This window comes from Haloechinothrix salitolerans, assembly GCF_042662605.1.
GTDB lineage: Bacteria > Actinomycetota > Actinomycetes > Mycobacteriales > Pseudonocardiaceae > Haloechinothrix_A > Haloechinothrix_A salitolerans.
In genome coordinates this window covers 1,654,983-1,680,004 of the sequence record NZ_JBHSXX010000001.1, presented here as the reverse complement: position 1 = coordinate 1,680,004, position 25,022 = coordinate 1,654,983, and the positions used below count along the sequence as shown (strand labels likewise).

The window sequence follows — 25,022 nt, the reverse complement described above, 5'->3', positions numbered from 1 at the left end:
TCAGCCTGACATCGCCGCCCGGCGCCGACGCCACTGTTCGGCCAGCGGCGTCAGTCGGGGCGCCACTCTGAGCTCAAGCCATTCCACGGTGCGTTGCCAGCCGTCGTAACAGGCCGCGTAGCTCAGCCCGTCGTCACCGCGCAATGGGAAATCCCTCCCCACGCCGGGATAGGTGACCACCTGAGTGTGCACATCGGACCGGTCGTACAGCCGCGCCCGAAGCGCGTTTATCTCGGTCGGGGAAACTCCAGGGTCAGCCTCACCCAACAGGCCGAGCCACGGGGTCACAACTTCGGCGACTTCCTCGAACGGCGAACCAGCCCCCGCAATGCCCAATTCGACGGTCGGCGAGAGGCTCACGGCTGCCCCGATCCGTATCGACGCAGCCGCTGCCAGGCAGGCCAGGCCACCATCACCCAGTCCGACCATGCCGATCTGATCAGGTGCCCAGTCGCGCTCAACGGCGACCTCTGACAACCGCTGGGCGTACTCGCCGTTCGGCTGGTCGACCTCGGCCGCGAGCGAGCAGTACCCGTGCAGTGCCAGCCGATTCATGATCCTAGGAGCCTCGCGGTCGAGATCAGACCGCTCGCAGAGGACCAGCACCAAGCCGCGCGGCGTCCTGCCGAGCGAGATCTCCAAGACCGGCAGCTCATCCTGGCCACATGCGACGGTCGAACGGGTGGGCTCGATTATCACGGTGTCGTTCATGCGTTTCACCCTCGTATCCGTGCATTCATTACCATCCACCGAACAAGATCGAGCGCCGTGCCCTCAGACTGGATGCGGCATCCACGGCCAGTACTTCGCGGTCGCTCCCCCATCTACGGTGATGTTCGTTCCGGTCACCATCGCACTCTCCTCGGAAGCGAGGTAGATGACCGCGCCCACGTAGTCGGCAGGCGTCGGCAAGCGCGACAGCGGAAGCTGGGCCGCGAACTCGTTCCGGTAGGGGCTGGGACGGGCGAGCAACTCGTCCATCTTCGCGCGGGTAACCGGATCGGTCGGCGCGGTCGCTGTCGGCGTGAACCCGTTGACCCTGATCCCGTACTCGGCCAGCTCCATCGCGACTGATCTGGTGAAGTTCACCAGACCGCTCTTGCCCGTCGAGTAGCCGACGTTACCGGGCTGACCTTGCCAGGCCGCCGTCGACAGTACGTTGATGATGCTGCCCGCCGTCCCCGTGTCGATCATCGCCTTGGCCACGGCCTTCGTGAAGAGGAACGAACCGCCGACGATCACATCGAGCTGGTGACGGAAGTCCTCATAGGACATCGTCAACACGCCCTGTTGTTTGAAAAACACCGCATTGTTGACCAGGACGTCGATCCGCCCCCACCGATCCAACGCAGCACCAACAGCTTCATCGACGTGCCCCGGGTCCGTGACATCGCCCGCGACCGCCGCCGCTTCGCCGCCTTCCGCGACGATCTTGTCTGCGCAGTGTTGCGCGACGCCGGGCGACAGATCCGTGCACAGCACTCGCGCACCTTCAGCCGCCAGCCCGAGGGCCAGCGTGCCGCCGATGTTCGGGCTGGCGCCGGTGACGATCGCGACCTTTTCCGCCAATCGGTTCACAGGATGATGCTCACTTTGCCGTGCGGCCGGAGCGCATCTAGGTCGAGCACCGACCGGCGCACCATGAATCGGAAACCGTGCTGCTCGTCGCGCTCCACGACGTGTTCATAATGGCCGACGTAGGTGTCGACGGTGCCGGAGCGCATGCGGAAGACGGTAAAGTTGGCCGCGATGCCGATGAGCTCGTCGCTGCCGCCGGTCACGCGCACGTTGGAGATCATCCGGCGTGTCCTCGAATGCGGGTACTCCGCGTGCGCCGATCGCTTCATCAGCGAGTTGATCCGTTGCTCCAGCAAGAATCGATCGTCCTGGACAAGGAAAAGGTCCCGGCTCGGGTCGCCATCCGGCTTGTCCGTCGCCGGGATGAGATAATGGCCGGTCGGAGCGAAAAGGTCCAGCCATTCGGGCAGTCGCCACGAGTCGAGGAGGTCAGCCTCCCGGTACAGGAACTGCTCGACCTCGTGGCTCAGTACCATCGACTCGGACGCGGTCGCGGACGGCGCGGCTTGGACTTCAACCACTGCTCCTCCTCTGGTCGGATGTGGTCCTACTGTGGTGGTGACACCCGCCGATCGGCCACGGACTGTTCCGGGCTCTGGAACCACTAATCCGCTCGTGCCGGACCGTTCCGTCGAACGGAACGTGGTCGTGCTCGACAACAGGCGGCTGCGCGATCCTCACGCTCGAAGATTCCACGAGACCGAGGACGTTATGACCCGTTCCGAGCAGTTAACCGGAAATCGAAACTCCCTGATCGAGAAGGCAGCTGACCGGCTGGCCGCAGCGGCAAACACCCGCATCCCGTGTGCCCCGGTGCGCGATCTTCTCGGCGAGACGGACATCAATGTGGCCTACCAGGTGCAACAGCGGCTCGTTGAAGACCACAGGCATACGACGGCGGCTGAGGTGGTAGGCCGAAAGATCGGCCTTACCGCCCCCGCAGTGCAACGTCAACTCGGGGTGGACCAACCCGATTTCGGCGTGCTGTTCGACGACATGGACGTCTCCGGACTCGCCACCGTTCCCTACGAACGCCTGCTGCAACCTAAGGTCGAGGCCGAGGTCGCATTCGTCCTGGGCGCCGATCTCGATTCGCCGGACCTCGACCTCACTTTGGTGCGTGACGCCGTGGCGTACGCGACGGCCGCGCTGGAGATTGTCGACAGCAGGGTCGCGGAATGGGACATCACCATCACCGACACCATCGCGGACAACGCGTCGAGCGGTCTGTTCGTACTCGGCGACCGGAAGGTCCCACTCAGTGAGTTCACGCCGGTGGACGTGACCATGTCGATGCACATCGACGGCGAACTTGCATCGGATGGCACGGGCGCGGCTTGCCTCGGCGACCCCCTGGCCGCGTTGCTCTGGCTCGCCCGCACGGCGCAGACGTTCGGCAGCCCGCTACGCGCGGGACAGGTCATCCTCTCCGGTGCGCTCGGCCCCATGGCTCCCGTAAGTCCGGGTGTTTCGGTGCGGGCCGAGATCTCCACGCTCGGCACTGTCAACGCGGTGTTCGGCCAGGGAGGTGCGAGATGTCCATGACTAAGGTCGCCGTCATCGGTTCCGGCAACATCGGAACCGACCTCATGATCAAGGTTCTGCGACTCTCCGAGCATCTCGAGATGGCGGCAATGGTCGGCATAGACCCCAGTTCTGACGGGCTTGCCAGGGCATCGAGGCTTGGGGTGCCGACCACACACGACGGTGTCGACGGTCTCGTCGCGATGGAGCAGTTCGACGATATCGACATCGTCTTCGACGCCACCTCGGCAACGGCGCACCTGCACAATGCGAACAAACTGAGGGCGCACCGCAAGCACCTCGTCGACCTAACCCCGGCAGCGGTCGGGCCATATGTGGTCCCACCGGTCAATCTCGAAGAGCACCTCGATGATGACGTGGCGAACCTGAACATGGTCACCTGCGGCGGCCAGGCAACGATCCCCATGGTGCACGCTGTGTCGCGTGTGGCGCCGGTGCCGTACGCGGAAATCGTCGCCTCCATCGCATCGCGATCAGCAGGCCCCGGTACCCGGGCCAACATCGACGAGTTCACCGAGACGACCGCCAAGGCGATCGAGGTCGTCGGCAACGCGGAGCGGGGCAAAGCCGTAATCATTCTCAACCCGGCCGATCCGCCTGTCATCATGCGCGACACTGTGTTCTGCCTTGTCGCCGAAGCCGACGAGGACGCCATCCGCGAGTCGGTTCGAGACGTGGCTGGCCAGGTCGCAGAGTACGTGCCTGGATACCGTCTGAAGCAGGAAGTGCAGTTCACTCCGGTCGCGGCGGACGAACCCGTGCACACGCTGCTACCGCCTGGCTCAGGACGAGTGACCACGAAGGTCACGGTGTTCCTCGAGATCCAGGGAGCGGCGCACTACCTGCCTGCCTACGCGGGCAACCTCGACATCATGACCTCGGCCGCACTGCGTACGGGCGAGGCGATTGCCCGCCGCCTGACCACGGCGGCCACCGTCGGCGCACAGGCGCCGCTATGAACCACACGCCCCACGGGCGGCGAGACGGGAACCGAACACCATGAACGACACGCAGGCACCGGTGAACCTCTACCTTCAGGACGTCACCCTGCGCGACGGTATGCACGCCGTTCGCCATCGCATGAGGCTTACGGACGTCGCCGAGATCGTGACCGCCCTCGACGAGGCAGGGGTGGACGCGATCGAGGTCGCGCACGGCGACGGACTGGCGGGCGGCAGTCTGAATTACGGCCCCGGCTCGCATACCGACTGGGAGTGGATCGCCACCGCCGCAGAGCACATCAAGCACGCAACGCTGACCACCCTGCTGCTGCCCGGGATCGGCACGATCTCCAAGCTCGAGCGCGCACACGACCTTGGTGTGCGGTCTGTGCGGGTGGCAACGCACTGCACCGAGGCCGATGTCGCGGCACAACACATCGCCAAGGCTCGCGAACTGGGCATGGATGTCTCAGGGTTCCTCATGATGAGCCACATGGCTCCCGCCAAGGAACTCGCCGAACAGGCCAGGCTCATGGAGTCGTACGGCGCGCACTGTGTTTATGTCACCGACTCCGGGGGCAGACTGACGATGCACGATGTGCGGCAGCGGATCCGAGCTTACCGCGACACCCTCGATCCCCAGACCGAGATCGGCATCCACGCACACGAGAATCTCTCACTGTCGGTGGCCAATTCGGTCGTCGCCGTTGAGGAAGGTGTCACCCGTGTCGATGCGTCCCTTGCTGGCCAGGGTGCCGGCGCCGGCAACTGCCCCCTCGAAGCCTTCGTCGCCGTCGCCAGCATCTACGGCTGGAATCACCGCTGCGATCTCTTCGCCGTGCAGGACGCGGCCGACGACATCGTCCGTCCACTGCAAGACCGGCCTGTACGGGTCGATAGAGAGACGCTGACGCTCGGTTACGCGGGCGTTTACTCGAGTTTCCTGCGCCATGCCGAGGTGGCGGCCAAGCAGTACGGCATCGATGTGCGCACTATCCTGGCCGAAGTAGGACGGCGCAGCCTGGTCGGTGGTCAGGAGGACATGATCGTTGACATCGCGTTAGACCTCCTGGAGCAGTCACCACAGTCCGCTTAACCGAATCGCCGTCGACGGGTATACGTGTCGCCGCTCGTCAACCTGCGGTCCGCGCGAGCAACTCCTTCGCGATGATCTGTTTCTGGATCTCGGCAGTCCCGTCCGCCACGAGGTAAGCCATGACGTCGCGGTAGCGCTGCTGGAGTGGGAACTCGGTGGCGTAGCCGAGGTTGCCATGGATGCGCATCGCGGCCTCGATGGCGTCTTTGGCGACCATCGGCGGCCACCACTTGCTCATCGATGCCAGGGCCGTGTGTGGCTGCCCCGTCTCTCGGAGCCACAACGCGCGGTAACACAGCCACCGCGCGGCCTCAAGGTAGGTGGCCTGCTCGGCGAGTTGAAACGAGACACCTTGGTGCTCGCTGATCTTCTTGCCGAACGTCTCGCGCACGGTCGCGTACCGCGCCGCCTCGTCGAGGCTGGCCTGGGCCGCACCGAGGCACATGACGCCCAGGGCAGCACGGCTGAAGTCGAAGTGGTTCATCACGGCCTGGAATCCCTTACCAGGATCACCGATCACAGCGGACTCCGGGACGAAGACGTCGTCAAAGTGGATCGAGCCCCAGCCGAGCGGTAGACATCCCATCCCCGGCATGTGATGCACGGTGACGCCCTCCGCGTCCATCGGTACGGCGAACCCGGTGACTCCGCGCGACCGAGCCGAACCGGGTTCACGCGCGTAGACCAGCGTCACCGCGGCGCTGCAGGCGAGCGAGATAGCCGTCTTCTCGCCGGACAGGCGGTAGCCGCCGGATACAGGACGGGCAACGGCGCGCAGCGCGGAGGCGTCCGAACCCGAGCCCGGCTCGGTAAGCGCGATCGCCGCGGTGATCTCACCTGCGATGAGCCCTGGGAGGTACTTCTCCTGCACCTCCCGAGAGCCCTTGGCCAGTTGCGAGCCGACGAGGCCGAGCAGCGCCGGCGCTGACGCGACGTTCACGTCACCGTAGGCGAGCGTCTCCGCGGCCAGACCGAGCAAGATCGGGTCCTCGTCACCAGTCCCGCCGAACTCCTCGGGGAGGCCGATGCCGAGCACACCTAGCTCGCCGAGTTGCTTCTGCACGTCGAAGGGAAAGTCAGCCTTGGCGGCTCGGTCCGGATAGCCAGGTGCCAGCTCGTTTTGCGCGAAGTCACGCAGTGTCGTCTTGAACGCTTCCTGCTCGTCGGTGAAGGCGAAGGAAATCACGGCTGCCCGTCCTCTCAAAGTTTACAGCTGTCCGCACATCTGTACACTATCGGTATGACCATACAAAAGGAAAGTCCTAATGCGGCATCGCTCACGAGGTCGCTTCGGGCACCGGTCATCGTCGCTCCGATGTTCTTGGTGTCTGGCCCGCAATTTGTCGTCCAGGCGTGCCGCTCGGGACTCATGGGCTCGTTCCCCACGCAGAACGCGCGCGCCTTCGACGACCTGGTCAAGTGGCTCGACGAGATCCGCAACGGCGTCGCCGACGTCCCCGGCGCGACCTGGGCGGCAAGCATGATCGTGCACCCGAGCTACGACCGGTTCGAGTCCGAACTCGAGCTGATGAAGGACTACAAGCCGGACGTGGTCGTCACAGCGCTCGGCTCGCCGAAGCGCGTGATCGACGAAATCCACGGCTACGGCGGCAAGGTCTTCGCCGATGTCATGTCGATCGAGCACGCGCGTAAGGCAGCCGAGGCAGGAGTGGACGGCCTGGTCCTGGTGTGCCACGGAGCCGGCGGACATACGGGAAAGCTCTCGCCATTCGCCTTCGTCGACGAGGTTCGACGCTTCTTTGATGGCACGCTCGTCGTGGGCGGCGCCATCTCGACCGGCAGGGGTGTGCGCGCGGTGGAGATCCTGGGCGCCGACCTCGCCTACATGGGAACGCGCTTCATCGCCTGCCCGGAATCCCTGGTCAACGATCGCTACCGGGACATGCTGGTGCGCGCACGGATCACCGACGTCACCGCGACGGCTGCGGTCACTGGGGTGTTGTGCAGTTGGCTCACCGAGAGCCTGTCCGATGCCGGGTTCGACGAGGAGACGCTCAGCACCCAGGGCAAGGTCGACTTCTCCGATGTCCACGGCGAGAACAAGCCCTGGAAGGACATCTTCGGGGCGGGCCAGGGAGTCGGTCAGGTCGACAGGGCGGCATCGATGGCCGTGGTCGCCGACCAGGTCGTGGCCGAGTACCACGCGGCGCTTGGTCGGGGATGAACCCTGCCCGGCAGCACGGATCTAGCGGGCGGGCCCGCCGCTGACGGGCGCGTACAAGGCGTTCCAGACGATGCCTGCGTAGGCGTCGACGAGCCGTTCAATCTCGTCGTCGTCGGTCACAGTGCCCATACGGTGCAGCCCGCGCTCGGCCATCCATTGCAGCCAGTACGACGATTCCGCCGGAGGCAGGGTCGCGTCGATGAACCCGTCACGCTGCCCCCTCACGAGATGCTCGGTCAGGCCGTCGATGTAGCGCTCCATCGCCGACCGGACGAGGTCCCGGACTCCCTGGTCGTACCCGGTGGCTTCGTGGGTGGCGGCCATCAGTTCGGGGTGCGGACGATATGCCTGCACGATCTGGTCGATCGCGGCGCGCACCTTCTCGCGGGTCACCGACGCGTCCAACTCCCACCACGTGCGCGCCGCCTCAATGATGTCTTCGGTCACGTCGGCGTACCAGGTGCGCAGCAGGTCGGTCTTGTCTTCGAAGTAGACGTAGAACGTCGTCCGTGAGATCCCCGCCTCCGCGACGATCCGCCCGACCTTGAGGTCAGCGAACGTCTCGCCTCCCCGCAACTGCTGCTCCACGATGGCCAAGATCCGGGCTCGCCTCTCGTCCCGGCGCTGGGCGCGCTTGGATCGAGCACCGAGCTTAGTTCCGGTCATGACCAGAGACTACTGGTACACAGCGCGCCAATGGACGGCGTAAGCCGTCACCTGTTCGACTCAGTACACGCGCCGAGGTAGCGGGTCGCCACCCGTATGTCGTGAATCGCCCTCATTGACGATCGCGACGGCGCGGAGGTCTTCTCCCCTGTGCCGGGCGATTACATCAAGCAGGAGTTGCGTGGCGTCCTTCAGTTGCTTCTGGTCCTGCTGGCTCAACATCGTGATCGACCTTCTTGTGCGACTTGGATGTGGTGGCCGTCCGTGCCACCAGCGCTAAATTAGGTCCAATAATCCTATTGGTAGGACCAAAAGTCAACTGCTATCGCACCTAGCCTTGCGCTTCGCATCCAATTAAAATATCGTACCATTGAACCAAACGTGCGCTCGGTCTTGGTGGGCCGAGCGCCTGCTAGGCGGACGAGAAAGGACACGCGGCTCCATGACCGAGCTCACGGATGTCACCTACGAGGTCGAGGACGGCCTCGCCTGGATCACGATCAACCGCCCTGAGCGGTACAACTCTTTCCGCGCCCGCACGGTCGACGAGCTCGTCAAGTGCTTCAAGAAGGCATGGGCCAGCAGCGATGTCGGCGCCATCTGCTTCACCGGTGCGGGCGACAAGGCCTTCTGCACCGGTGGCGATCAAAAACAACGCGCCGAGACCGGTGACTACGGTCCCTCCGACAGCGGTCTGTTCGAGATCGAATCCCTGCAGCGAGTGATCCGCGACGTGCCCAAGCCGGTCATCGCCGCGGTCAACGGCTACGCCATCGGTGGCGGCCATGTGCTGCACCTGCTCTGCGACCTCACCATCGCCGCCGACACCGCCGTTTTCGGCCAGAACGGTCCGCGGGTCGGCTCGTTCGACGCCGGCTTCGGCACCGGGTACATGGCCCGCGTCGTCGGAGAGAAGCGTGCCCGCGAGATCTGGTTCCTCTGCCGGAAGTACAGCGCGGAGAAGGCCGAGCAGTGGGGCCTGGTGAACAAGGTCGTGCCCGCGAACGAGCTACTGAAGGAAGTTCGGGCTTGGGCCGACGAAATCCTCAAGCTATCCCCCACGGCACTGAAGGTGCTCAAGCACTCGTTCAATACCGACACCGAGCATTTCGCCTCCACCACCCTCTCGGCTTTCACCACGCTGAAGCTGTTCGGTGATAACCCCGAGGCACAAGAGGGCGTCGCCGCGTTCAGCGAGAAGCGCGACCCAGACTTCTCGCCCTACCGAGGCGCTTGATGGGCAGCGCTCACAAGGATCCGTTCGCACCCGATCTGCTCGCCGACAAACGGGTGCTGATCACTGGCGGCGGCACCGGGCTCGGCCGTGGCGTCGCCCGTCATCTCGTCGACCATGGTGCCGAGGTTCATCTCTGGGGCCGCCGCGAAGCCGTGCTCGAGGAGGCCGTGGCGGAAGTCGCACCGAACCGGCCCGGCGTCGCGCACTTCCAGACCGTGGATGTGCGCGACGCCAACCGGGTCGGCGAAGCCGTCGCGGCGATCTGGTCCGAACACGGTCCGGTAACCAGCGTCGTGAACAACGCTGCGGCCAACTTCATCGCGCCGACCGCGACCATCAGCGCCAGAGCGTTCGAGGCGATCAGCTCGACGGTAATGAACGGTAGCTTCAACACTACGCATGCTGTCGGCAGGCGCTGGATCGACGAGGGCCTCCCGGGGACCGTGCTGTCCACGCTCACGACCTGGGTGTGGAGCGGCTCGGCGTTTGTGGTGCCCTCGGCCATGGCCAAAGCCGCTGTCCACTCGATGACCATGTCGTTGGCGGTGGAGTGGGCCCGGTACGGGATCCGGCTCAACGCTGTCGCACCCGGCCCGATCCCCACCGACTACGCATGGGAGATGCTCAGCCCTACGGAGACGAGCGCGGTCGGGGCGACCCAGGCGGACCAGATCCCGATGGGACGCATGGGCAGCGTCGAGGAGCTGGCGAATCTCACCATGTTCCTGTTGTCGGACGCCTGTGAGTACCTGACCGGTCAGACGATCGCCATGGACGGTGGACAGATGCTCGCCGGGCCTGGCACCTTCGCCGGGCTGACCTCATTGTCCGATCAGGACTGGGCAGACATCAAGGAACGCAGCAAGGCCGCGAGCGCCGCGAGCAAGGCCCAGCGAAGTGTGTGACGTCTCCGCTGGTGGCGGGATCACAGCCTCCACCAGCGGAGACCTGCCAGGTGTGCCGGTAGTCCACGAAGCCGAAGCGTGCGATCACGTTCCTATCGGGCCAGATGCTCATTCCTCAGATTCTGTAACCGAACCTGACCACGCGCGACCGCGCGACCCTGGTCATCGACAATGTCGACCAACCACAGCTGCTGAAGACGACCCCGGTGGATCGGCGTCGCGGTTGCCACCAGTCGACCGTCGCGAACGGCGCGGAGGAAGTCGGTGTGGTTGCTCACGCCTACTACCTTGGCGCGATCACCCAGCCAGAGTGCGGCGGCGAGACTCGCGGCGCTCTCGACGACGGCACAATGGACACCACCGTGGACAATCTCGTAGGGCTGCCACAGCTCAGGCCGTACGTCCCAGGCCAGTACGACCCGATCGCCGGTAGCCTCAACGATCTTCACGCCAAGCCATTGGCTGAAACTGCCGAGTTCGCCTTTCTGCTCAGTGCTAGCGTCTGTCACGTGCGTCCCCTAGATGGCTGCGCGCCAACAGTCGAGTCCATCATGAGGTGTGTCACCTTCCGTTGAAGTTTGGCGCACGCCGGGCACGGGACGCTGCCAGCGCTTCGGCCATGTCGTCGGTCCTGGTAAGCAGCGCCTGACCTCGGTTCTCGAGCTCCATCGCGGCGGCGAACGAGGTGATCTCCTGGTTTCGCAACAGCGCCTGTTTAGATAGCCGAACCCCGCCGGGCGAGTTGCGGGTGGCCTGTTGCGCAAACTCAAGAGCTTCGTCTAGCAGAGTCGCCGCTGGCACGACTCGGTTGACGAGGCCGATGCACTCTGCCTCATCGGCGCGCACGGTCCGGCCGGTGTAGGCCAGCTCGCATGCGCGGCCGAGACCGATCAGCCGTGGCAACGTCCACGACGTGCCCAGCTCGCCAATCGAAAGTCCAACCTTGATGAACGCGAGGTTGAACGCGGCGGAAGGGCTCGCCAGACGGATGTCGGCCGCCAATGCCAACGACATTCCACCTCCGCTGGCAGGACCATTGACCGCGGCGATGACCGGGAACGGCAGCTGGCGGATCTCGGCGACGGCCCGGGACGCGGTCTCCATGAACTTGAGAAACTCCCGGGTTCCCATCGAGGTCAGCACGTCGATCTCGTCGGTGTCGAAGCCGGCGCAGAATGCCCGGTCCCCCGCGCCGGTGATGATCAGTGCTCGTGCGGTCGAGTCCCGGAGAATCCTGGCGACCGTGCCGTACTCATGGAACATCCGAACCGTCTGGCTGTTCATCCGGTCGGCCCGCTCCATCTTCATGAGCACGACGCCATCGGCGACCTGGTCCAGCGACAGGGTCTCCAGCTCGGGCGGGTCAAAGTCCAGCTTCGAATCAGACATCGCACTCACCGCCCCGTGAAGTGCGGTGCGCGGTGTTCACCGAGAGCGGTAAGCGCCTCGACCATGTCCTCGGTCCGGGTGAGTAGCGCCTGACCGCGGTTCTCCAACTCAAGTGCTGCGCCGAAGGAACTCACCTCCAGGTTGGCGTACAACGCACGCTTGGACAGCTGCACACCGCCCGGTGAGTTCGCGGCGATCGCGTCGGCAAGCGCTCGGGCCTCGCCCAGCAGTGCGTCGGCCGGCACCACGTGGTTCACCAAGCCGGTGCGCTCCGCCTCGTCGGCATCGATCGGACGCCCGGTGTAAGAGACCTCGGCGGCTCGCGCGTGCCCGACGAGCCGGGACAGCATCCAGGAGATGCCGAGGTCGCCTGCGTGCAGGCCGATCCTCACCATTGCGCAGTTGAACTTCGCCGACGGGGCGGCGAGCCGGATGTCAGCGGCGAGTGCAATGGCCAGACCACCACCGGCCGCGGCACCGTTGACCGCGGCGATCACCGGCACGCGCACCGAGCGGATCGCGGCGATGCTGCGCGCCGCCCGCTCCTGCAGCTCCAGCATGCCCAAGGCACCGAGTGATGGCAGTGTATCGGCGGCGGCCAAGTCGTATCCCGCGCAGAAAGCTTTGTCGCCTGCGCCGGTGAGGATGAGCGCGCGGACCGTGTCATCGTCATCGACCGCGGTCGCCAGCTCCTCCAACTCGGTGAACATGGCGTCGGTCATGGCGTTCATCGCGTCCGGACGGTTGATCGTCGCCACGGCAACGGTCTCGTGTGGCCGATCGACAGCTACGGTCTCCAGCTTCAACTCGGACAGATCCACTGACGTCCCTTTCTACTTGCGCTCAGGCGAACCTCGGCCGACGCTTGTCAAGGAATGCGGTGATTCCTTCCTTCGCCTCGCCTCGTTCGAACAGGTTGCCCACCTCGACGGCTTCGTATCGCAGACCCTCGTCGAGGGGACGCTCGAACGAGGCGTCAACGGCCCGGATCACGGCCTGCTGAGCAGGCAGCGACAACGCCGACAGCTCATCTGCCAGAGTCGTGGCGGCCTCGCTCGCCGTACCAGTCTCGACAAGCCGGTCGACGAGGCCGATCGAGTGCGCTTCGGTCGCGCCAACCTGCCTCGCGGTCAGCATGATGTCCAACGCGCGCCCGCGACCAACCAGCCGTGGCAGCCGCTGGGTCCCTCCCGCACCCGGAATGAGCCCAAGCTTCACCTCGGGCAACCCGAACTGGGCATTCTCGCCGGCCACGCGCAGCGTGCATGCCATGGCGAGTTCGAGCCCGCCACCGAGGGCGAGCCCCTCGATCGCGGCAATGCTGATCCGGTCCGTGGCAGCGAGTCGGTCAAGTGCGCCACGCAGCGCGTCGCCATACTCGGTGAAGGACTCCGCGTCGATCGACGACATATGCTTGATGTCGGCACCTGCGGCGAAGTAGCCGTCCAGGGCTGACCGCACGACGACAACCTTGGTGCCCGTGGCGTCATCGAGGGCGGCGTTGAGCCCTTCGATGACCGGCAGCCCCAAAGCGTTCGCGGGCGGACGTTGCAAGGTGACCAGCAATACTCCATCGGCAACCTTTTCCCAGATCACCGCGCCGTTTTCGTCGGCCATCAGATAGTCCTTTCGATCATGGTGTTCTCACGCCCGCCGAGGGAACCGCTCGAACTCGGGGCGCCGCTTCTCCTTGAACGCCTCACGTCCTTCCCGCGCCTCAGCGGTGCCGTAGAAGAGCAGGTTGGCATCGTGGGCGAGTTGCTGGATGCCAGCGAGCCCGTCCTCGGCGGCGTGCACGCTCGCCTTGCTAGCTCGCAGCGCGAATGGCGAAAGCTCGAGCATCTCCCGGCACCAGGCCACGGTCTCGGCCTCCAGGTCGGCCAGCGGGACCACCGTGTTGACCAGCCCCATCTCCAAAGCTTGGGTGGCGTCATATTGGCGGCAGAGGAACCACACTTCTTTTGCTTTCTTCGATCCGACCAGCTGGGCGAGCAGTCCGGCACCGAATCCGCCGTCGAAGGAGCCCACCCTCGGTCCGGTCTGGCCGAACCGCGCGTTGTCGGCGGCGATGGTGAGGTCGCAGATCAGGTGCAGTACATGACCGCCACCGATCGCGTAGCCAGCGACCATGGCCACGACGGGCTTCGGCAGGCGTCGGATCTGGACCTGCAGGTCGGTGACGTGGAATCGCCCGACGGCACCCGACGTCCCGGGTTCGGTGAGGTATCCGGTGTCGCCGCGCACCCGCTGGTCGCCGCCAGAGCAGAAGGCCTTCGTGCCCTGTCCGGTCAGGATGATCACGCCGATCGACGGGTCCTCCCGTGCGTACTCCAGTGCCCGAGAGATCTCGACCAGGGTCTGCGGCCGGAATGCGTTGCGCACGTCAGGACGGCAGATTGTGATCTTGGCGATGCCGTCGTTGTGCTCGTAGGCGATGTCGGTGAACTCGCCGACCGGTGTCCAGTCCACGTCGTTCCTCTCCTCGTCATCCATGGCTGAGCTTCACCAGCCGACTCTTCACCTCGGCGGCATGATCGATCCCGCGCTGCCACGACGTCGCCGCCGCGACAAGCGTGAAGTGCCGGCACCCCGCCTCGACGTACGGCAACAAGAAGTTCGCGACGTCGTCAGGAGTTCCGGCGGGTGCCAGCCGGGAGAACTTCTCGAACGGCAGGCGGTAGAGGCTCTCCATGCGGTCGGCCAGCACGGCACGGGCCGCGCCCGGGTCGTCGTCGAGTCCGCACCACACGTTGAGGCCGTACCAGTCCGGCGCGTCCCGGCCGATCCGGTCTGCTTCCGCCTTGATATCCGTAACCGTGGCGGTGAACCGCCTCGCCGAGCAGAAGATCGCCAACCACCCATCACCGGACGCCGCGGTGCGGCGGACTGCCGCAGGCGACGATCCGCCAATCACAATGGGGATCCGTGGTGTTGGCTCAGGCAATATCTGTGCCCGATCAAGGCGGAAGAACTCGCCGTCATGGTCAACAACGTTCCCTGTGAACAGCGCGTTGAGTATGCCTAAGCTCTCGTTGAGCCTGCGACCACGTGTCGCCGGATCAACGCCGCAGTTGCTGACCTCGCTGCGGTCGTCGCCGCCCGCACCGACGCCGAACACGATCCGGCCCGGTCCTATCTGTGCCAGCGACGACAGCTGTCTGGCCACCGTCATCGGATGACGCAGGGCGAGCTGATAGATGCCGATCAGGACCGAGAGCTTGTCCGCGCCTGCCAGTGCGGCAGCCGCCGCCACCATGCCGTCGAAACCGGCGCCGCCGTGGAAGCTGACGTGATCGGCGACGCACACGTGGTCAAGGCCACCTGCCGAGACGCGCTGGAGCAGCGCGCTCCGCTCCTCATGCCCGAAGCTGAGGATGTTCTCGTGTACGTTGACACCGACGGTGAGCACGCCGCCACGTCCTTTCGGGGTTCCGGCGTCAGGCCATGGTCAGCCCGCCGCTGACGGACAGGGTCTGGCCGGTGATGTACTCCGCCTCATCCGAGGCGAAGAACGCGACACCAGCCGCGACGTCGCTTGGTTGCGCCAGCCGCCGCATCGGGACCGCCTTCACCATTCCGGAGAGCACCTTCTCGGCGTCCTGGCCGGAGTTGTCGGCGAACTTCCGCAGCGCGGGGGTGTCGGTCGGGCCCGGGCACACCGTGTTCGCCGTGACGCCCTTCGTCGCGACCTCCCGAGCCAGGGTCTTGGTGAAGGCGATGATGCCGCCCTTCGCACCGGAGTAGACCGACTCCAGCGAGGAGCCCACACGGCCCGCGTCGGAGCCGATGTTGATGACCCGTCCCCAGCCGCGTTCGACCATGCCCGGCACGACAGTGTGGATGACCCGCAACGCGCCCTTGAAGTTGATCTCGAGGATGCGGTCCCAGAACTCCTCGGAGCTGTCGACGAATTTCATGAAGTCGTCCCAGCCCGCGTTGTTGACGGCGACCTCGATCGGGCCCAGTTGCTCGCTGACCTGCTTGATGGCCGACTGCACCGACGCGGTGTTGGTGACGTCGGCTTCGACACCGATCGCACTGCCGCCCTCCGCGATGATCGCCTCGGCAGTCGCGCGGGCGGCGTCGACGTTGAGGTCGGCGATCGCGACCCGGAAGTCCTTGGCGCCGAGCGTGGTGGCAATACCGGCTCCGATGCCCTGGGCACCGCCGGTGACAAGGGCGACGCGGTTGGTCATGGAAACTCCTCGATTGTTGGTCAGGAACGAGCCGATGCCCACTCGACAGGGCCGGCAACGATCGAATGGCTGGTCAGTTTGCGCCCAAGCACCGTCTGCGCCTCACGGGCGGCGTCGATGACTCCCGGCAGCGAGACACCGGTCTCGACACCCATCTCATGGAACATGCTCACCAGGTCCTCGGTCGCGATGTTGCCCGTCGACCCTGGCGGTACGGGGCAGCCGCCGAGCTCGCCGAAGCTCGACTCGAAGCTTGAGCAGCCTGCTTCGAGGGCGGCGAGCGCGTTGGCGAGGCCCTGCCCGCGAGTGTTGTGGAAGTGCGCGGTGACCTCGACACCCGGCAGGCGCTCCAGTGCGGCGGAGAAGAACTCCGACACGTAGCCGGGGTTGGCCATGCCCGTGGTGTCACCGAAACCGACCTCGGACGCCCCGGCCTCGGCAAATCGCTCCGCCAACGACAGCACGCGCTCCAGGTCCACCCTGCCCTCGTACGGACAGCCAAACGACGTGGCGATCACGGCGGCGCAGCGGATGCCCTCGGACGTGATGCGTTTGGCCACGCCGTCGAGATCGGCCATAGTCTCGTCGATCGTGCGGTTGACGTTCTTTTTGTTGTGCGTCTCCGATGCGCTGACGAAGATGGCGGCCTCGTGGAACTTGTCGCGCACCTTCAGTGCGTTGTCCAGCCCCTTGCTGTTGGGGATCAGCACCATCAACGCGACGTCGTCGGGCACGTCGACCGACGAGAGCACTTCCACCCCATCGGACAGCTGCGGGATCACGTCGGGCCGGACGAAGCTGGCTACCTCGATGCGGTGAAGACCCGCGCGCCCCAAGGCGTTGATGAGCCGGACCTTGTCTTCGGTGGCAATCTGCTCAGGTTCGTTCTGGAACCCGTCGCGTGGTCCGACCTCTCGGATGTGGACACGTTGTGGACGACGCGTGCTCATGCGGTTCCTCCTGTTCGCTCAAGCGACTCTCGATGTGCGGGGTCGGCGATGGCGATCAGCCGACGCCGGCGCTCCGCCAAGTCGCAGCCGCGCAGGTGCGCCACACCGTGCTCGGTCACCACGGCATCCACATCGGACCTCGCTGTCGACACGACACCTCCCGCGAGCGACGGCACGATGGTCGATGCCTCGCGCGCGGTTGAGCGCAGGGCGATGATCGAGAGCTTGCCGGTTGAGGTGGCAGCACGCGAGAAGTCCGCCTGCCCCCCGACGGCGCCAACATGCCTTCCACCCGCGACTTCAGCACCGACCTGTCCACTGAGGTCCACTTCGATCGCAGAGTTGATGGCGACCAGTGAGCGAAGCGCGGACAACGTCACCGGGGCGTGGGTGTAGCTCGCGGGACGGAACTCGATGGGCAGGGTGGGGATTCGGTCATACAGTTCACGGCTGCCGAGCGCGGCACCGGTCACGATCACACCTGGATCGATCTCCTTGCGCTTGCCGGTGATCACGCCCTTGTCGACGAGCCGAGCCACCGCGTCGGAAATCATGCCCGAGTGGATGCCGAGATCGGCGTGCCCGGACAAGGCGTCGAACACGGCTGACGGCAGGGAACCGACACCGAGCTGGAGGGTGTCGCCGTCGTCGATCAGGCTCGCCACGTGGCGCGCGATGGCACGGTCGACGGCGTCCGGGGTCCGCTCGGGCGCCTGGGCGAGCGGCCGGTCAGTCTCGATGATCGCGGCGAACCGGCTCAGTGGGATCCTGGGTGTGCCGAGAGTGTCCGGCATCTGCTGGTTCACCTCGGCGATGAGCGTGGGAGTGTGCTCGATGGCGTCGGCTACGTAGTCGACACCGATGCCGAGCGAACAGGTGCCCGCCGCGTCCGGTGGTCCAACTTGCACGAGTCCGACGTCAACCGGCAATGAGTGTTCGGCGAACAGCCGCGGCAGCGCCGAGTAGTGGCACGGCACGATGTCCAACTGGTCAGCGCGAGCGAGCTTGCGAAGTTCACCGAGCGCGCCGTAGGACACCATCCGGATCCCGCTCGGCAGCTGCGCCACCATCTGCTGATTCCATGACAGCCCGCAGAAGGCCCCGATCGGCCCGAGCTCAGCGGCCTGGTCCAGCAACGCCCGTACCAGCGGCTCCGGTTCGGCGCCGGCCTGGCCCCACCAAACTCCGGTACCAGGGCTGATGAACCGTGACAGGTCGATCATCAGTCGACCCGTTGCAGCAGGGTTGCGGTGCCGAGTCCGCCACCGCAACACATGGTGACCAGACCGAGTTCGGCGTCTCGGCGTTCCATCTCGGCGAGGATGGTGGCGATCAGCCGCGATCCGGTCGCGCCGACCGGATGGCCGAGGGCGATCGCGCCCCCGTTGACGTTGACTCGATCCATGTCGGGCTTGAGTTCACGCTCCCAGGCAAGCACCACGGAGCTGAACGCTTCGTTGACCTCGAACAGGTCGATGTCGTTGATGCTGAGGCCGTTGCGGTCAAGCAGCTTGCGAGTCGCCGGGATGGGTCCGGTGAGCATGATGACGGGGTCGACGCCAACCGTGGTCTGGTCGAGGATGCGGGCGCGGACTCGGAGTCCGTGTTCGGCGGCTCCTTCCCGGGAGGACAGCAGGACCCCTGCCGCGCCGTCGGAGATCTGCGAGGACGTCCCTGCGGTGATGCGCCCGTTGTCCTTGCGGAAGGCGGGCTTGAGCCCGGCGAGAGTGTCGAGGTCGGTGCCCGGCCGGATGCCCTGGTCCGACGTCCGGGTCTCGCCGTCCAGCTCCATGGCGACCATCTCGGTGGCGAACCGGCCGTCCGCGACGGCCTGGGCGGCGAGCCGGTGCGAGCGCACCGCGAGGGTGTCTATCTCCTCCCGGCTGATCTGCCAGCGATCGGCAATCAATTCTGCGCTCTCCCCCTGGTGCACGAAGTCGTACTGGTCCCGCAACTCGACGGGCCACGGGTCGCCGTAGAGCTCGCCGATCTTGACCGGCGAGTCGATCGGGACGTGGCCCATGTGCTCGACGCCGCCCGCGATGACGACGTCGTGGCTGCCCGAGCCGATGAGTCCAGCGCCCATGGCGACCGCGGTCTGCGCCGACCCGCAGCGACGGTCCAGCGTCACCGCTGGCACCTCGGGTGGATAGCCGGCCTGCAGCCAGGCGTTCCTGCCGATGTTTCTGGACTGCTCGCCGAACGGGGCGGTGCAGCCGATGACGAGATCCTCTACGGCGTCCGGCGCGAGCCCGGCGCGGTCGAGGAGGGCGCGGTAGCAGGCGCCGAGCATGGCGTTCGGGTGCACGTCGCGGTACCACCCCTTTTCGGGATGCGCGCGGCCCATCGGGGTCCGGATGGCGTCGGCGATCAAGATTTCGCGGCCAGCGGCCAGCATGGGGCTGGTGTCGCGTCGCATCACATCACCGTCCCGCCGTCGACCGGCAGTACCTGGCCGGTGATGTAGGACGCCGCATCGGAGGCGAAGAACACGAAGCTGCCCGCGATCTCGTCGGGCTCGGCCCATCGCGCGAGCGGGATTCGCGCCAGTGTTTTCGCGGCCAGCTTCTCGTTGCCGCGGATGTTCTCGGTCATGGCCGTGGCGGCCAGTGGCGCGAGCGCGTTGACGGTGACGCTCCGACGCGCGAGCTCCTTGGCCAGCGACTTGGTGAGCCCGATGATGCCCGCCTTCGCGGCCCCGTAGTTCGCCTGTCCGATAGTGCCCTGCAAGCCGGCCGCCGACGTCACGTTGATGATCCGGCCGGTGCCATCGTCGGGCAGGTAGGGCAGGACGGCATGACTGCACGTATAGCTGCCCATGAGATGGATGTCGATGATCCGGCGGAACTGCTCCCCGGTCATGTCGTCAAACATGGCGGGCGCGATCGCTCCCGCGTTGTTGACCAGAATATGCAGCGTTCCGCCCGCGAGGTCTGCTGCGCGCCTCGCCGCCTCACTGGCGTCGTCAGCGTCACGCACGTCGAGCTCGCAGTGCTCGGCCGTACCGCCCGCTCCCCTGACCCGTTCGGCGACCGCCTTGGCGGCCGCACTATCTACATCGGTCACCAGGACCGCAGCACCCGCGTCGGCATAGACCTTCGCGACGGCGGCGCCGATGCCGCTGCCCGCGCCGGTGACGAGCGCCGCGCGTCCGTCCAAAGTAAACATCAGTAGCTCCTTGGAAGGCCGAGCACGTGGGATCCGAGGTAGTTGAGCACCATCTCCTGGCTGATCGGGGCGATCCGCAGCAGCCGCGCCTCCCTGAAGTAGCGCGAGACGTGGTACTCCTCCGAGTAGCCCATCCCGCCGTGGGTCTGCACCGCCCTATCGGCAGCCTCGAAGCCAGCATCGGCGCACAGATACTTGGCCGTGTTGGCCTCGCGCCCGCACGGCTTGCCGTTGTCGTAGAGCCAGGTAGCCTTGCGCAGCATCAACTCGGCGGCATCAAGCCGGGCGAGTGACTCAGCCAGCGGGAACTGGAGGCCCTGGTTCTTGCCGATCGGCCTGCCGAACACTTCGCGTTCGTTTCCGTAACGCACCGCACGCCGTAACGCCGCCCTGCCCAGTCCGAGCGCCTCGGCGGCGATCAGCATTCGCTCCGGGTTCAGTCCGTCCAGTAGGTAGAAGAATCCCTTGCCTTCCTCGCCGACGCGGTCCTCCGCCGAAATCCGAAGATCATCGATGAAGAGCTCGTTGGAGCTGACGGCGTTGCGGCCCATCTTCCTGATCGGGCGAATGTCGACCTTGCTGCGATCGAGGTCGGTCAGGAACAGCGTGAGGCCGTCAGTCTTCTTCTCGGCGTCCTCGAACTTCGTGGTACGCGTCAGCAACAGGATCTTCTCGGCCTCTTGCGCCTTCGAGATCCACACCTTCCGACCGTTGACCACGTAGTCGTCGCCGTCGCGGCGGGCGAAAGTGGTGATCCGCGTGGTGTCGAGGCCGGCTTCTGGCTCGGTGACACCGAAACATACATGCAGTTCACCGTTGACGATCCGGGGCAGCGTTCGCTGCTTCAGCTCCTCGGAGCCGTGCACGATCACCGGATGCATGCCGAAGATCGACATGTGCATCGAGCTGGCGCCGTTCATGCCAGCACCGGACGCCGAGACCTCCTCCAAGAGGATCGACGCCTCGGTGATCCCCATGCCGTGGCCCCCGTAGGCCTCCGGTGTCGTGATCCCGAGCCAGCCGCCCTTGGCGAAGGCGTCATAGAGCTCCCAGGGAAACTCGTGTTTCTCGTCCTTCTCCAGCCAGTACTCGTCGTCGAACTTGCCTGCCAGTTCGGCGACCGCGTTGCGGATCGTCTGCTGGTCCTCGGTCGGTGCGAAATCCACGGCACTCTCCCACTCGACGACTATTTGGTTGCATCATAACAAAGGACTGACCAAAATACTGGTGTCGTACATCACCCGGCGGCGAGCAGGGGCAAGGCTGATGCGATCCGCTCATTCCACTCGGCCGAGCCCCCAAAGAGGTGCTCGTTGAGCTTCGCCCGCTTGTAGAAGAGGTGCAGGTCGTGCTCCCAGGTGTAGCCGATCGCGCCGTGCATCGTGAGCGCAGTGTCGGCTGCCTCGACTCCGGCAGGAGTCACCTGCGCCTTGGCTGTCGCGGCATGGAGCACCCGATCCTCGTGGCCTTGGTCCACGGAGGCGGCCGCGTAGTAGACGATCGACCGAGCCGCTTCTGCCTGCACCAACATGCTCGATGCCGCATGCTTGACAGCCTGGAAGGACCCGATCGAGACACCGAATTGCTTACGCTGCTTGCTGTACTCCACCGCGAGCTCGAGCATGCGGTCGATGCCGCCAAGAGTGTCGGCCGCGACCAGAACGGCCGCGCGTAGCGCGGCATCGCGCAAGGCTTCCCCGGCATCACAGTTGAGCTCGCTGGCCGCGGCGCCGACGAACGTCACGTCGGCAACTCCGCGGGTACGGTCGAGCAGCGTCCGGCGACGGACCTGCACACCATCGGCGTGCACGTCGACGTGGAACAACCGAAGCCCCTTCGCGCCGACGGCAGGCACGACGAGATGCCGAGCGCGATCAGCGCTGACGACCGAGGTGACCGCGCCACTCAGTGCGGTTCCATCGGCCCTGACACCCCCGGAGCCGCCATCGATCACGTGGTCACCGGGCACAACGAGGCAGGCTGCTTCACTGCCCTCGAGCACCCGTGACACGACGTCGCGCGAACCGGCAAGCGCGGGCGCGGCGATCGCCGACGACAGCCAGGCCGCGGACGGCGCGCCGTGGCGTCCGAGCTGCTCGGCGAGCAGCGCCAGCTCGACAAGGCCACCACCCTGGCCGCCCCAGTCTTCGGGGAACCCTACCGAGGTCCATCCTTCGCCCACGAGCGCGTTTTCGAACGCGGTGGGATCACCGGCGTCGAAGAGCGCTCGCAACTCGGCCGCCGGCATGGCTCGTTCCAGCCACGACCGAAAGGTCGAGCACAGCAGTTCCTGCTCGTCGGACAGCTCCCACCGCATAGCTTCTCCTCGCTCCTACGCTGCGGTCTACGCTGCGTATATATCGTCAATACAATGGAAAAAAGGTATCTTAGGTATGACCAAAACATCAGGGGAGTAGCACATGACGTCGGCCGCAGGGAAACCAAGTAACGGTCGGTCCAGCATGAGGCTGGACCCGATGGAGGTACCTAAGGCGTCGGATGTGCTCGCCAACGAACTCCGCGAACGCATCCTGGCGGGAGAGTTCCCGGAAGGCACTGTGCTTCCGCCGGAACGGGACCTGGTCTCGCAAACCAAGATGAGCAGGACGACGGTGCGCGAAGCGCTGCGCATTCTCGAGGTCCAAGGCCTCATCAAAATCAAGGCCGGCCGGGCAGGCGGAGCCTTCGTCCATCGCCCCGACAGGGAGTCGCTGGCGAGCTCACTCAGCCTGCTCATCCGGGGCCGACAGATCCGACTCACGTCTCTGCTCGAGACACGCGAGGCCGTCGAACCTTTCTGCGCCGAGCTGGCCGCGCGTAATCGCACCGACGAGGACCTCGCCGCGCTCGACGACGCCAACGACCGAATCGAAAAAGAAGAAGGCACGCTCGCCGACTTCCTCCAGACCAATGTCGACTGGCACGTCGCGGTGGCGACCGCGAGCCACAACGAACTATTGACCGGCTTCATGATGGCCTTGTCCCGTGCGATCTACGCCGCGACGGAAAACGAGGGGTTCATCAACGCCGACGTGCGTCGCACCGCCGCTCGCGCACACCGATCGATCACCAAGGCGATCCGCGACCGCGACGCGGACGCCGCCGTCCGCAAGATGCGGCGCCACGTCCACTCCTACGCGGAGGCGGTACTGAAAGTGGAGCAGCGCGAAGCGATCACCGTGCCGAACGGTGACTGACGAGCCTGCCGGCGCGGGTTTCACCCCTTGCTCCGTGTCACGAGCGCACGGATGTCGTCAACCGCCTGCGGATTCTCTGCCCCGGAAAGGTCTCCGGGGTCGGTGCCGAGCACCGCTGCCCTGACCGCGCGCCGCAGGATCTTCGCCGAGCGCGTCTTCGGCAGCTGCGGGACGTGGTACACCGCGCTCGGCGCGAACGGTTTGCCGAGCTCAACGGCGACCATGTCCCGCAGTTCGGCCGCCACCGCAGTGTGGTCCGCGGCCGAGCCGACCCAGAAGGCCCACACCGCTTCACCCTTGGTCGCATCCGGCACGCCGACCACGGCGGCCTCCAGCACAGCCGGATGCGCTGTCAGGATCGACTCCACCTCGGCGGGCGCCAAGCGCTTGCCCGCGACGTTCATGACGTCATCCGAACGACCCAGGATGAACCACTGGCCGTCGTCGTCGACGAGGGCGAAGTCGCCATGTCGCCATAGCCCGGGGAACGTCGACCAGTAGGTCTCGAGGTAGCGCTCGTCGTCCTTCCAGACTCCGCGTGTCATCGACGGCCACGGCTGGCGGCAGACCAGCTCACCTACCTGGCCTCGTGCAGAACGCGCCGCGTCATCGACCACGTCGACGTCCATGCCCAGCGACGGGCCACCGAGCGAGCAGCTGCGGATCTCCTCGACCGGGTACGGCGCGAGGAAGGAACCACCCACCTCCGTGCCACCGGAAAAGTTGATGATCGGCACCCGGCCACCGAACACGTCTCGTGCCAGCCACTCGTACGAATCCGGGTCCCATGGCTCCCCGGTCGACCCCAGCGTGTGCACCGACGAGAGGTCGAATGACGTCGCTGTATCGCCAGCACCAGCACGAAGTGCGCGCACGAGCGTCGGGGAGACACCGAGCATGGTGATGCGGTGGCGTTCGACGAGCCGCCACAGTCGATCGGTGTCGGGAACCTCGGGGGAGCCCTCGTAGAGCAGCAGCGCGGCGCCGTTGGCGTGGGCGCCGAAGATCGCCAATGGGCCCATGATCCAGCCCATGTCGGTGATCCAGCAGAACACCCCACCACGCTTGACGTCGAAGGAGTAGGCGACCTCGCTAGCGACCTTGACCAGGAACCCAGCATGGGTATGCACGGCGCCCTTCGGCTTGCCGCTGGTACCGGAGGTGTACGCGAGCAGCAAGGTGTCGCTCGCGTCCATCTCGGCGACGGCGGGTGCGCTCCGGCCGGGCGCCGCGAGGTCCGTCCAGTGGTGCTGACGTGGCCCCGACGCGACCGGATCATCGGATAAGTTCCCGACGACCACGACGTGCTCGACCGACGGGCAGCCCGCGAGCGCTTCATCGAGCAGCGGCTTCATCGACACGTCGCGCCGACGGCGCACCGTGCCATCGGCCACGATGACCGCCTTGGCCTCGGCATCTTGAATCCGGGCGGCGATGGCACCGGGCGCGAAGCCGGAGAACAAGGGGACCAGCACGGCACCGAGGCGCGCGACCGCGTAGCAGGCGATGACCGCTTCCGGGATCATCGGCAGATACAGCGCGACCGCGTCGCCCTGACCTATCCCAAGCTCAGCGAGGCCCGCGCTGACCCGGTCGACGTGCTCGGCGAGCTCGGCGAAGCTCAGCACGGTGGTTGTGCCATCCTCGGCCTCGTGGATCACCGCGGGCGAACCGGCAACGGCAGGACCATCGCGCCAGCGCGATAGGCCAGCATCGACGACATTGAGCTTGCCGCCGACGAACCATTCCGGATACTCGATCCCTCGCGAGATGTCGAGCACCTGGGAGTACATCTCGCGAAACGGCAGGCCCAGATCGCGCACGACGGCGTCCCAGTACCACGCGATGTCCGCGACGGCTCGCTTACGCAGCTCGGCCAGGGAACCGATGCCGTGACTGCGCGCCAGCCACGTGACGTTCGCGTTGTCGACGTAGTCCTCGGTCGGGGTCCAGGTGTAGGTCACGGGAG

26 protein-coding genes are annotated in these 25,022 nt (G+C 65.8%); 7 read left to right on the top strand and 19 right to left on the bottom strand.

Annotated elements, in window-relative coordinates; translation table 11 throughout:
- The 3 genes from ACFQGD_RS07850 to ACFQGD_RS07840 all read right to left on the bottom strand — a co-directional run bounded on the left by ACFQGD_RS07850 (window position 1) and on the right by ACFQGD_RS07840 (window position 2,099).
- On the bottom strand, window positions 1-711 hold the full coding sequence (locus ACFQGD_RS07850) for a dienelactone hydrolase family protein (protein ID WP_345401469.1): 711 nt from the start codon (window positions 709-711) through the stop codon (window positions 1-3).
- Between the two features lie 63 nt (window positions 712-774).
- Window positions 775-1,578, bottom strand: a complete 804-nt coding sequence (locus ACFQGD_RS07845; protein ID WP_345401467.1) for an SDR family NAD(P)-dependent oxidoreductase — start codon at window positions 1,576-1,578, stop codon at window positions 775-777.
- Window positions 1,575-2,099 carry an aromatic-ring-hydroxylating dioxygenase subunit beta gene (locus tag ACFQGD_RS07840; RefSeq protein ID WP_345401464.1) on the bottom strand — a complete coding sequence of 175 codons (525 nt, stop codon included), beginning with the start codon at window positions 2,097-2,099 and terminating at the stop codon, window positions 1,575-1,577. Before ACFQGD_RS07840 ends, ACFQGD_RS07845 begins: the two co-directional genes overlap by 4 nt.
- Window positions 2,100-2,289: 190 nt before the next feature.
- Here ACFQGD_RS07840 and ACFQGD_RS07835 point away from each other — a divergent pair, with 190 nt between their 5' ends.
- The 3 genes from ACFQGD_RS07835 to dmpG are packed head-to-tail and all read left to right on the top strand — an operon-like array spanning window position 2,290 to window position 5,160.
- Window positions 2,290-3,123, top strand: a complete 834-nt coding sequence (locus tag ACFQGD_RS07835) for a 2-keto-4-pentenoate hydratase (RefSeq protein WP_345401461.1) — start codon at window positions 2,290-2,292, stop codon at window positions 3,121-3,123.
- The gene (locus ACFQGD_RS07830; RefSeq protein ID WP_390221026.1) at window positions 3,114-4,082 is read left to right on the top strand and encodes an acetaldehyde dehydrogenase (acetylating); all 969 of its coding nucleotides are present in this window, start codon (window positions 3,114-3,116) and stop codon (window positions 4,080-4,082) included. Before ACFQGD_RS07835 ends, ACFQGD_RS07830 begins: the two co-directional genes overlap by 10 nt.
- Before the next feature lie 40 nt (window positions 4,083-4,122).
- Entirely contained in the window at window positions 4,123-5,160 is a 1,038-nt protein-coding gene (gene dmpG / locus ACFQGD_RS07825; RefSeq protein WP_345401458.1) for a 4-hydroxy-2-oxovalerate aldolase, read from the top strand.
- A 37-nt stretch (window positions 5,161-5,197) separates the two neighbouring features.
- Here the strand turns inward: dmpG and ACFQGD_RS07820 are convergent, their stop codons facing one another.
- A complete protein-coding gene (locus ACFQGD_RS07820; protein WP_345401455.1) occupies window positions 5,198-6,346 on the bottom strand; it encodes an acyl-CoA dehydrogenase family protein in 1,149 nt (382 codons plus the stop codon).
- Window positions 6,347-6,475: 129 nt separating this feature from the next.
- Between ACFQGD_RS07820 and ACFQGD_RS07815 the strand changes: the two genes are divergently transcribed.
- Window positions 6,476-7,345, top strand: coding sequence for an NAD(P)H-dependent flavin oxidoreductase (locus ACFQGD_RS07815; protein ID WP_345401452.1), 870 nt, complete (start codon window positions 6,476-6,478; stop codon window positions 7,343-7,345).
- Window positions 7,346-7,366: 21 nt separating this feature from the next.
- Here the strand turns inward: ACFQGD_RS07815 and ACFQGD_RS07810 are convergent, their stop codons facing one another.
- Complete coding sequence (locus tag ACFQGD_RS07810; RefSeq protein ID WP_345401449.1) at window positions 7,367-8,011, bottom strand: TetR/AcrR family transcriptional regulator; 645 nt, start codon at window positions 8,009-8,011, stop codon at window positions 7,367-7,369.
- A gap of 442 nt (window positions 8,012-8,453) precedes the next feature.
- Between ACFQGD_RS07810 and ACFQGD_RS07805 the strand changes: the two genes are divergently transcribed.
- Both ACFQGD_RS07805 and ACFQGD_RS07800 read left to right on the top strand, forming a co-directional pair.
- Entirely contained in the window at window positions 8,454-9,248 is a 795-nt protein-coding gene (locus ACFQGD_RS07805) for an enoyl-CoA hydratase-related protein (protein ID WP_345401446.1), read from the top strand.
- Entirely contained in the window at window positions 9,248-10,153 is a 906-nt protein-coding gene (locus ACFQGD_RS07800; protein WP_345401443.1) for an SDR family oxidoreductase, read from the top strand. Before ACFQGD_RS07805 ends, ACFQGD_RS07800 begins: the two co-directional genes overlap by 1 nt.
- Before the next feature lie 92 nt (window positions 10,154-10,245).
- Here the strand turns inward: ACFQGD_RS07800 and ACFQGD_RS07795 are convergent, their stop codons facing one another.
- From ACFQGD_RS07795 to ACFQGD_RS07735, 13 genes are all read right to left on the bottom strand, one after another.
- Entirely contained in the window at window positions 10,246-10,662 is a 417-nt protein-coding gene (locus ACFQGD_RS07795; protein ID WP_345401440.1) for a PaaI family thioesterase, read from the bottom strand.
- Between the two features lie 52 nt (window positions 10,663-10,714).
- Window positions 10,715-11,542, bottom strand: a complete 828-nt coding sequence (locus ACFQGD_RS07790) for an enoyl-CoA hydratase/isomerase family protein (RefSeq protein WP_345401437.1) — start codon at window positions 11,540-11,542, stop codon at window positions 10,715-10,717.
- A 5-nt stretch (window positions 11,543-11,547) separates the two neighbouring features.
- Entirely contained in the window at window positions 11,548-12,363 is an 816-nt protein-coding gene (locus tag ACFQGD_RS07785) for an enoyl-CoA hydratase/isomerase family protein (protein ID WP_345401434.1), read from the bottom strand.
- Window positions 12,364-12,385: 22 nt separating this feature from the next.
- Complete coding sequence (locus tag ACFQGD_RS07780) at window positions 12,386-13,159, bottom strand: enoyl-CoA hydratase-related protein (RefSeq protein ID WP_345401431.1); 774 nt, start codon at window positions 13,157-13,159, stop codon at window positions 12,386-12,388.
- A gap of 27 nt (window positions 13,160-13,186) precedes the next feature.
- Complete coding sequence (gene menB / locus ACFQGD_RS07775; protein ID WP_345401429.1) at window positions 13,187-14,035, bottom strand: 1,4-dihydroxy-2-naphthoyl-CoA synthase; 849 nt, start codon at window positions 14,033-14,035, stop codon at window positions 13,187-13,189.
- Entirely contained in the window at window positions 14,028-14,951 is a 924-nt protein-coding gene (locus ACFQGD_RS07770; RefSeq protein WP_345401426.1) for an LLM class flavin-dependent oxidoreductase, read from the bottom strand. Before ACFQGD_RS07770 ends, menB begins: the two co-directional genes overlap by 8 nt.
- 28 nt (window positions 14,952-14,979) lie before the next feature.
- Window positions 14,980-15,738 (bottom strand): SDR family NAD(P)-dependent oxidoreductase, encoded by a 759-nt coding sequence (locus ACFQGD_RS07765; RefSeq protein ID WP_345401423.1) that lies wholly within the window; start codon window positions 15,736-15,738, stop codon window positions 14,980-14,982.
- A 20-nt stretch (window positions 15,739-15,758) separates the two neighbouring features.
- Complete coding sequence (locus ACFQGD_RS07760) at window positions 15,759-16,688, bottom strand: hydroxymethylglutaryl-CoA lyase (protein WP_345401420.1); 930 nt, start codon at window positions 16,686-16,688, stop codon at window positions 15,759-15,761.
- Window positions 16,685-17,911: an acetyl-CoA hydrolase/transferase family protein gene (locus tag ACFQGD_RS07755; protein ID WP_345401417.1), complete on the bottom strand. Its 1,227-nt coding sequence runs from the start codon at window positions 17,909-17,911 to the stop codon at window positions 16,685-16,687. Before ACFQGD_RS07755 ends, ACFQGD_RS07760 begins: the two co-directional genes overlap by 4 nt.
- Entirely contained in the window at window positions 17,911-19,107 is a 1,197-nt protein-coding gene (locus tag ACFQGD_RS07750; RefSeq protein WP_345401414.1) for a thiolase family protein, read from the bottom strand. The genes ACFQGD_RS07755 and ACFQGD_RS07750 overlap by 1 nt, the downstream gene beginning before the upstream one ends.
- On the bottom strand, window positions 19,107-19,856 hold the full coding sequence (locus ACFQGD_RS07745; RefSeq protein ID WP_345401411.1) for an SDR family NAD(P)-dependent oxidoreductase: 750 nt from the start codon (window positions 19,854-19,856) through the stop codon (window positions 19,107-19,109). The genes ACFQGD_RS07750 and ACFQGD_RS07745 overlap by 1 nt, the downstream gene beginning before the upstream one ends.
- Entirely contained in the window at window positions 19,856-21,022 is a 1,167-nt protein-coding gene (locus ACFQGD_RS07740) for an acyl-CoA dehydrogenase family protein (protein ID WP_345401408.1), read from the bottom strand. Before ACFQGD_RS07740 ends, ACFQGD_RS07745 begins: the two co-directional genes overlap by 1 nt.
- Before the next feature lie 71 nt (window positions 21,023-21,093).
- On the bottom strand, window positions 21,094-22,173 hold the full coding sequence (locus ACFQGD_RS07735; RefSeq protein ID WP_345401405.1) for an acyl-CoA dehydrogenase family protein: 1,080 nt from the start codon (window positions 22,171-22,173) through the stop codon (window positions 21,094-21,096).
- A 160-nt stretch (window positions 22,174-22,333) separates the two neighbouring features.
- Here ACFQGD_RS07735 and ACFQGD_RS07730 point away from each other — a divergent pair, with 160 nt between their 5' ends.
- Window positions 22,334-23,053, top strand: coding sequence for a FadR/GntR family transcriptional regulator (locus ACFQGD_RS07730; protein WP_345401402.1), 720 nt, complete (start codon window positions 22,334-22,336; stop codon window positions 23,051-23,053).
- A 20-nt stretch (window positions 23,054-23,073) separates the two neighbouring features.
- On the opposite strand, the gene ACFQGD_RS07725 is transcribed toward ACFQGD_RS07730, so the two are convergent.
- Window positions 23,074-25,017: an AMP-binding protein gene (locus ACFQGD_RS07725; RefSeq protein ID WP_345401399.1), complete on the bottom strand. Its 1,944-nt coding sequence runs from the start codon at window positions 25,015-25,017 to the stop codon at window positions 23,074-23,076.
- Window positions 25,018-25,022 lie beyond the last annotated feature (5 nt).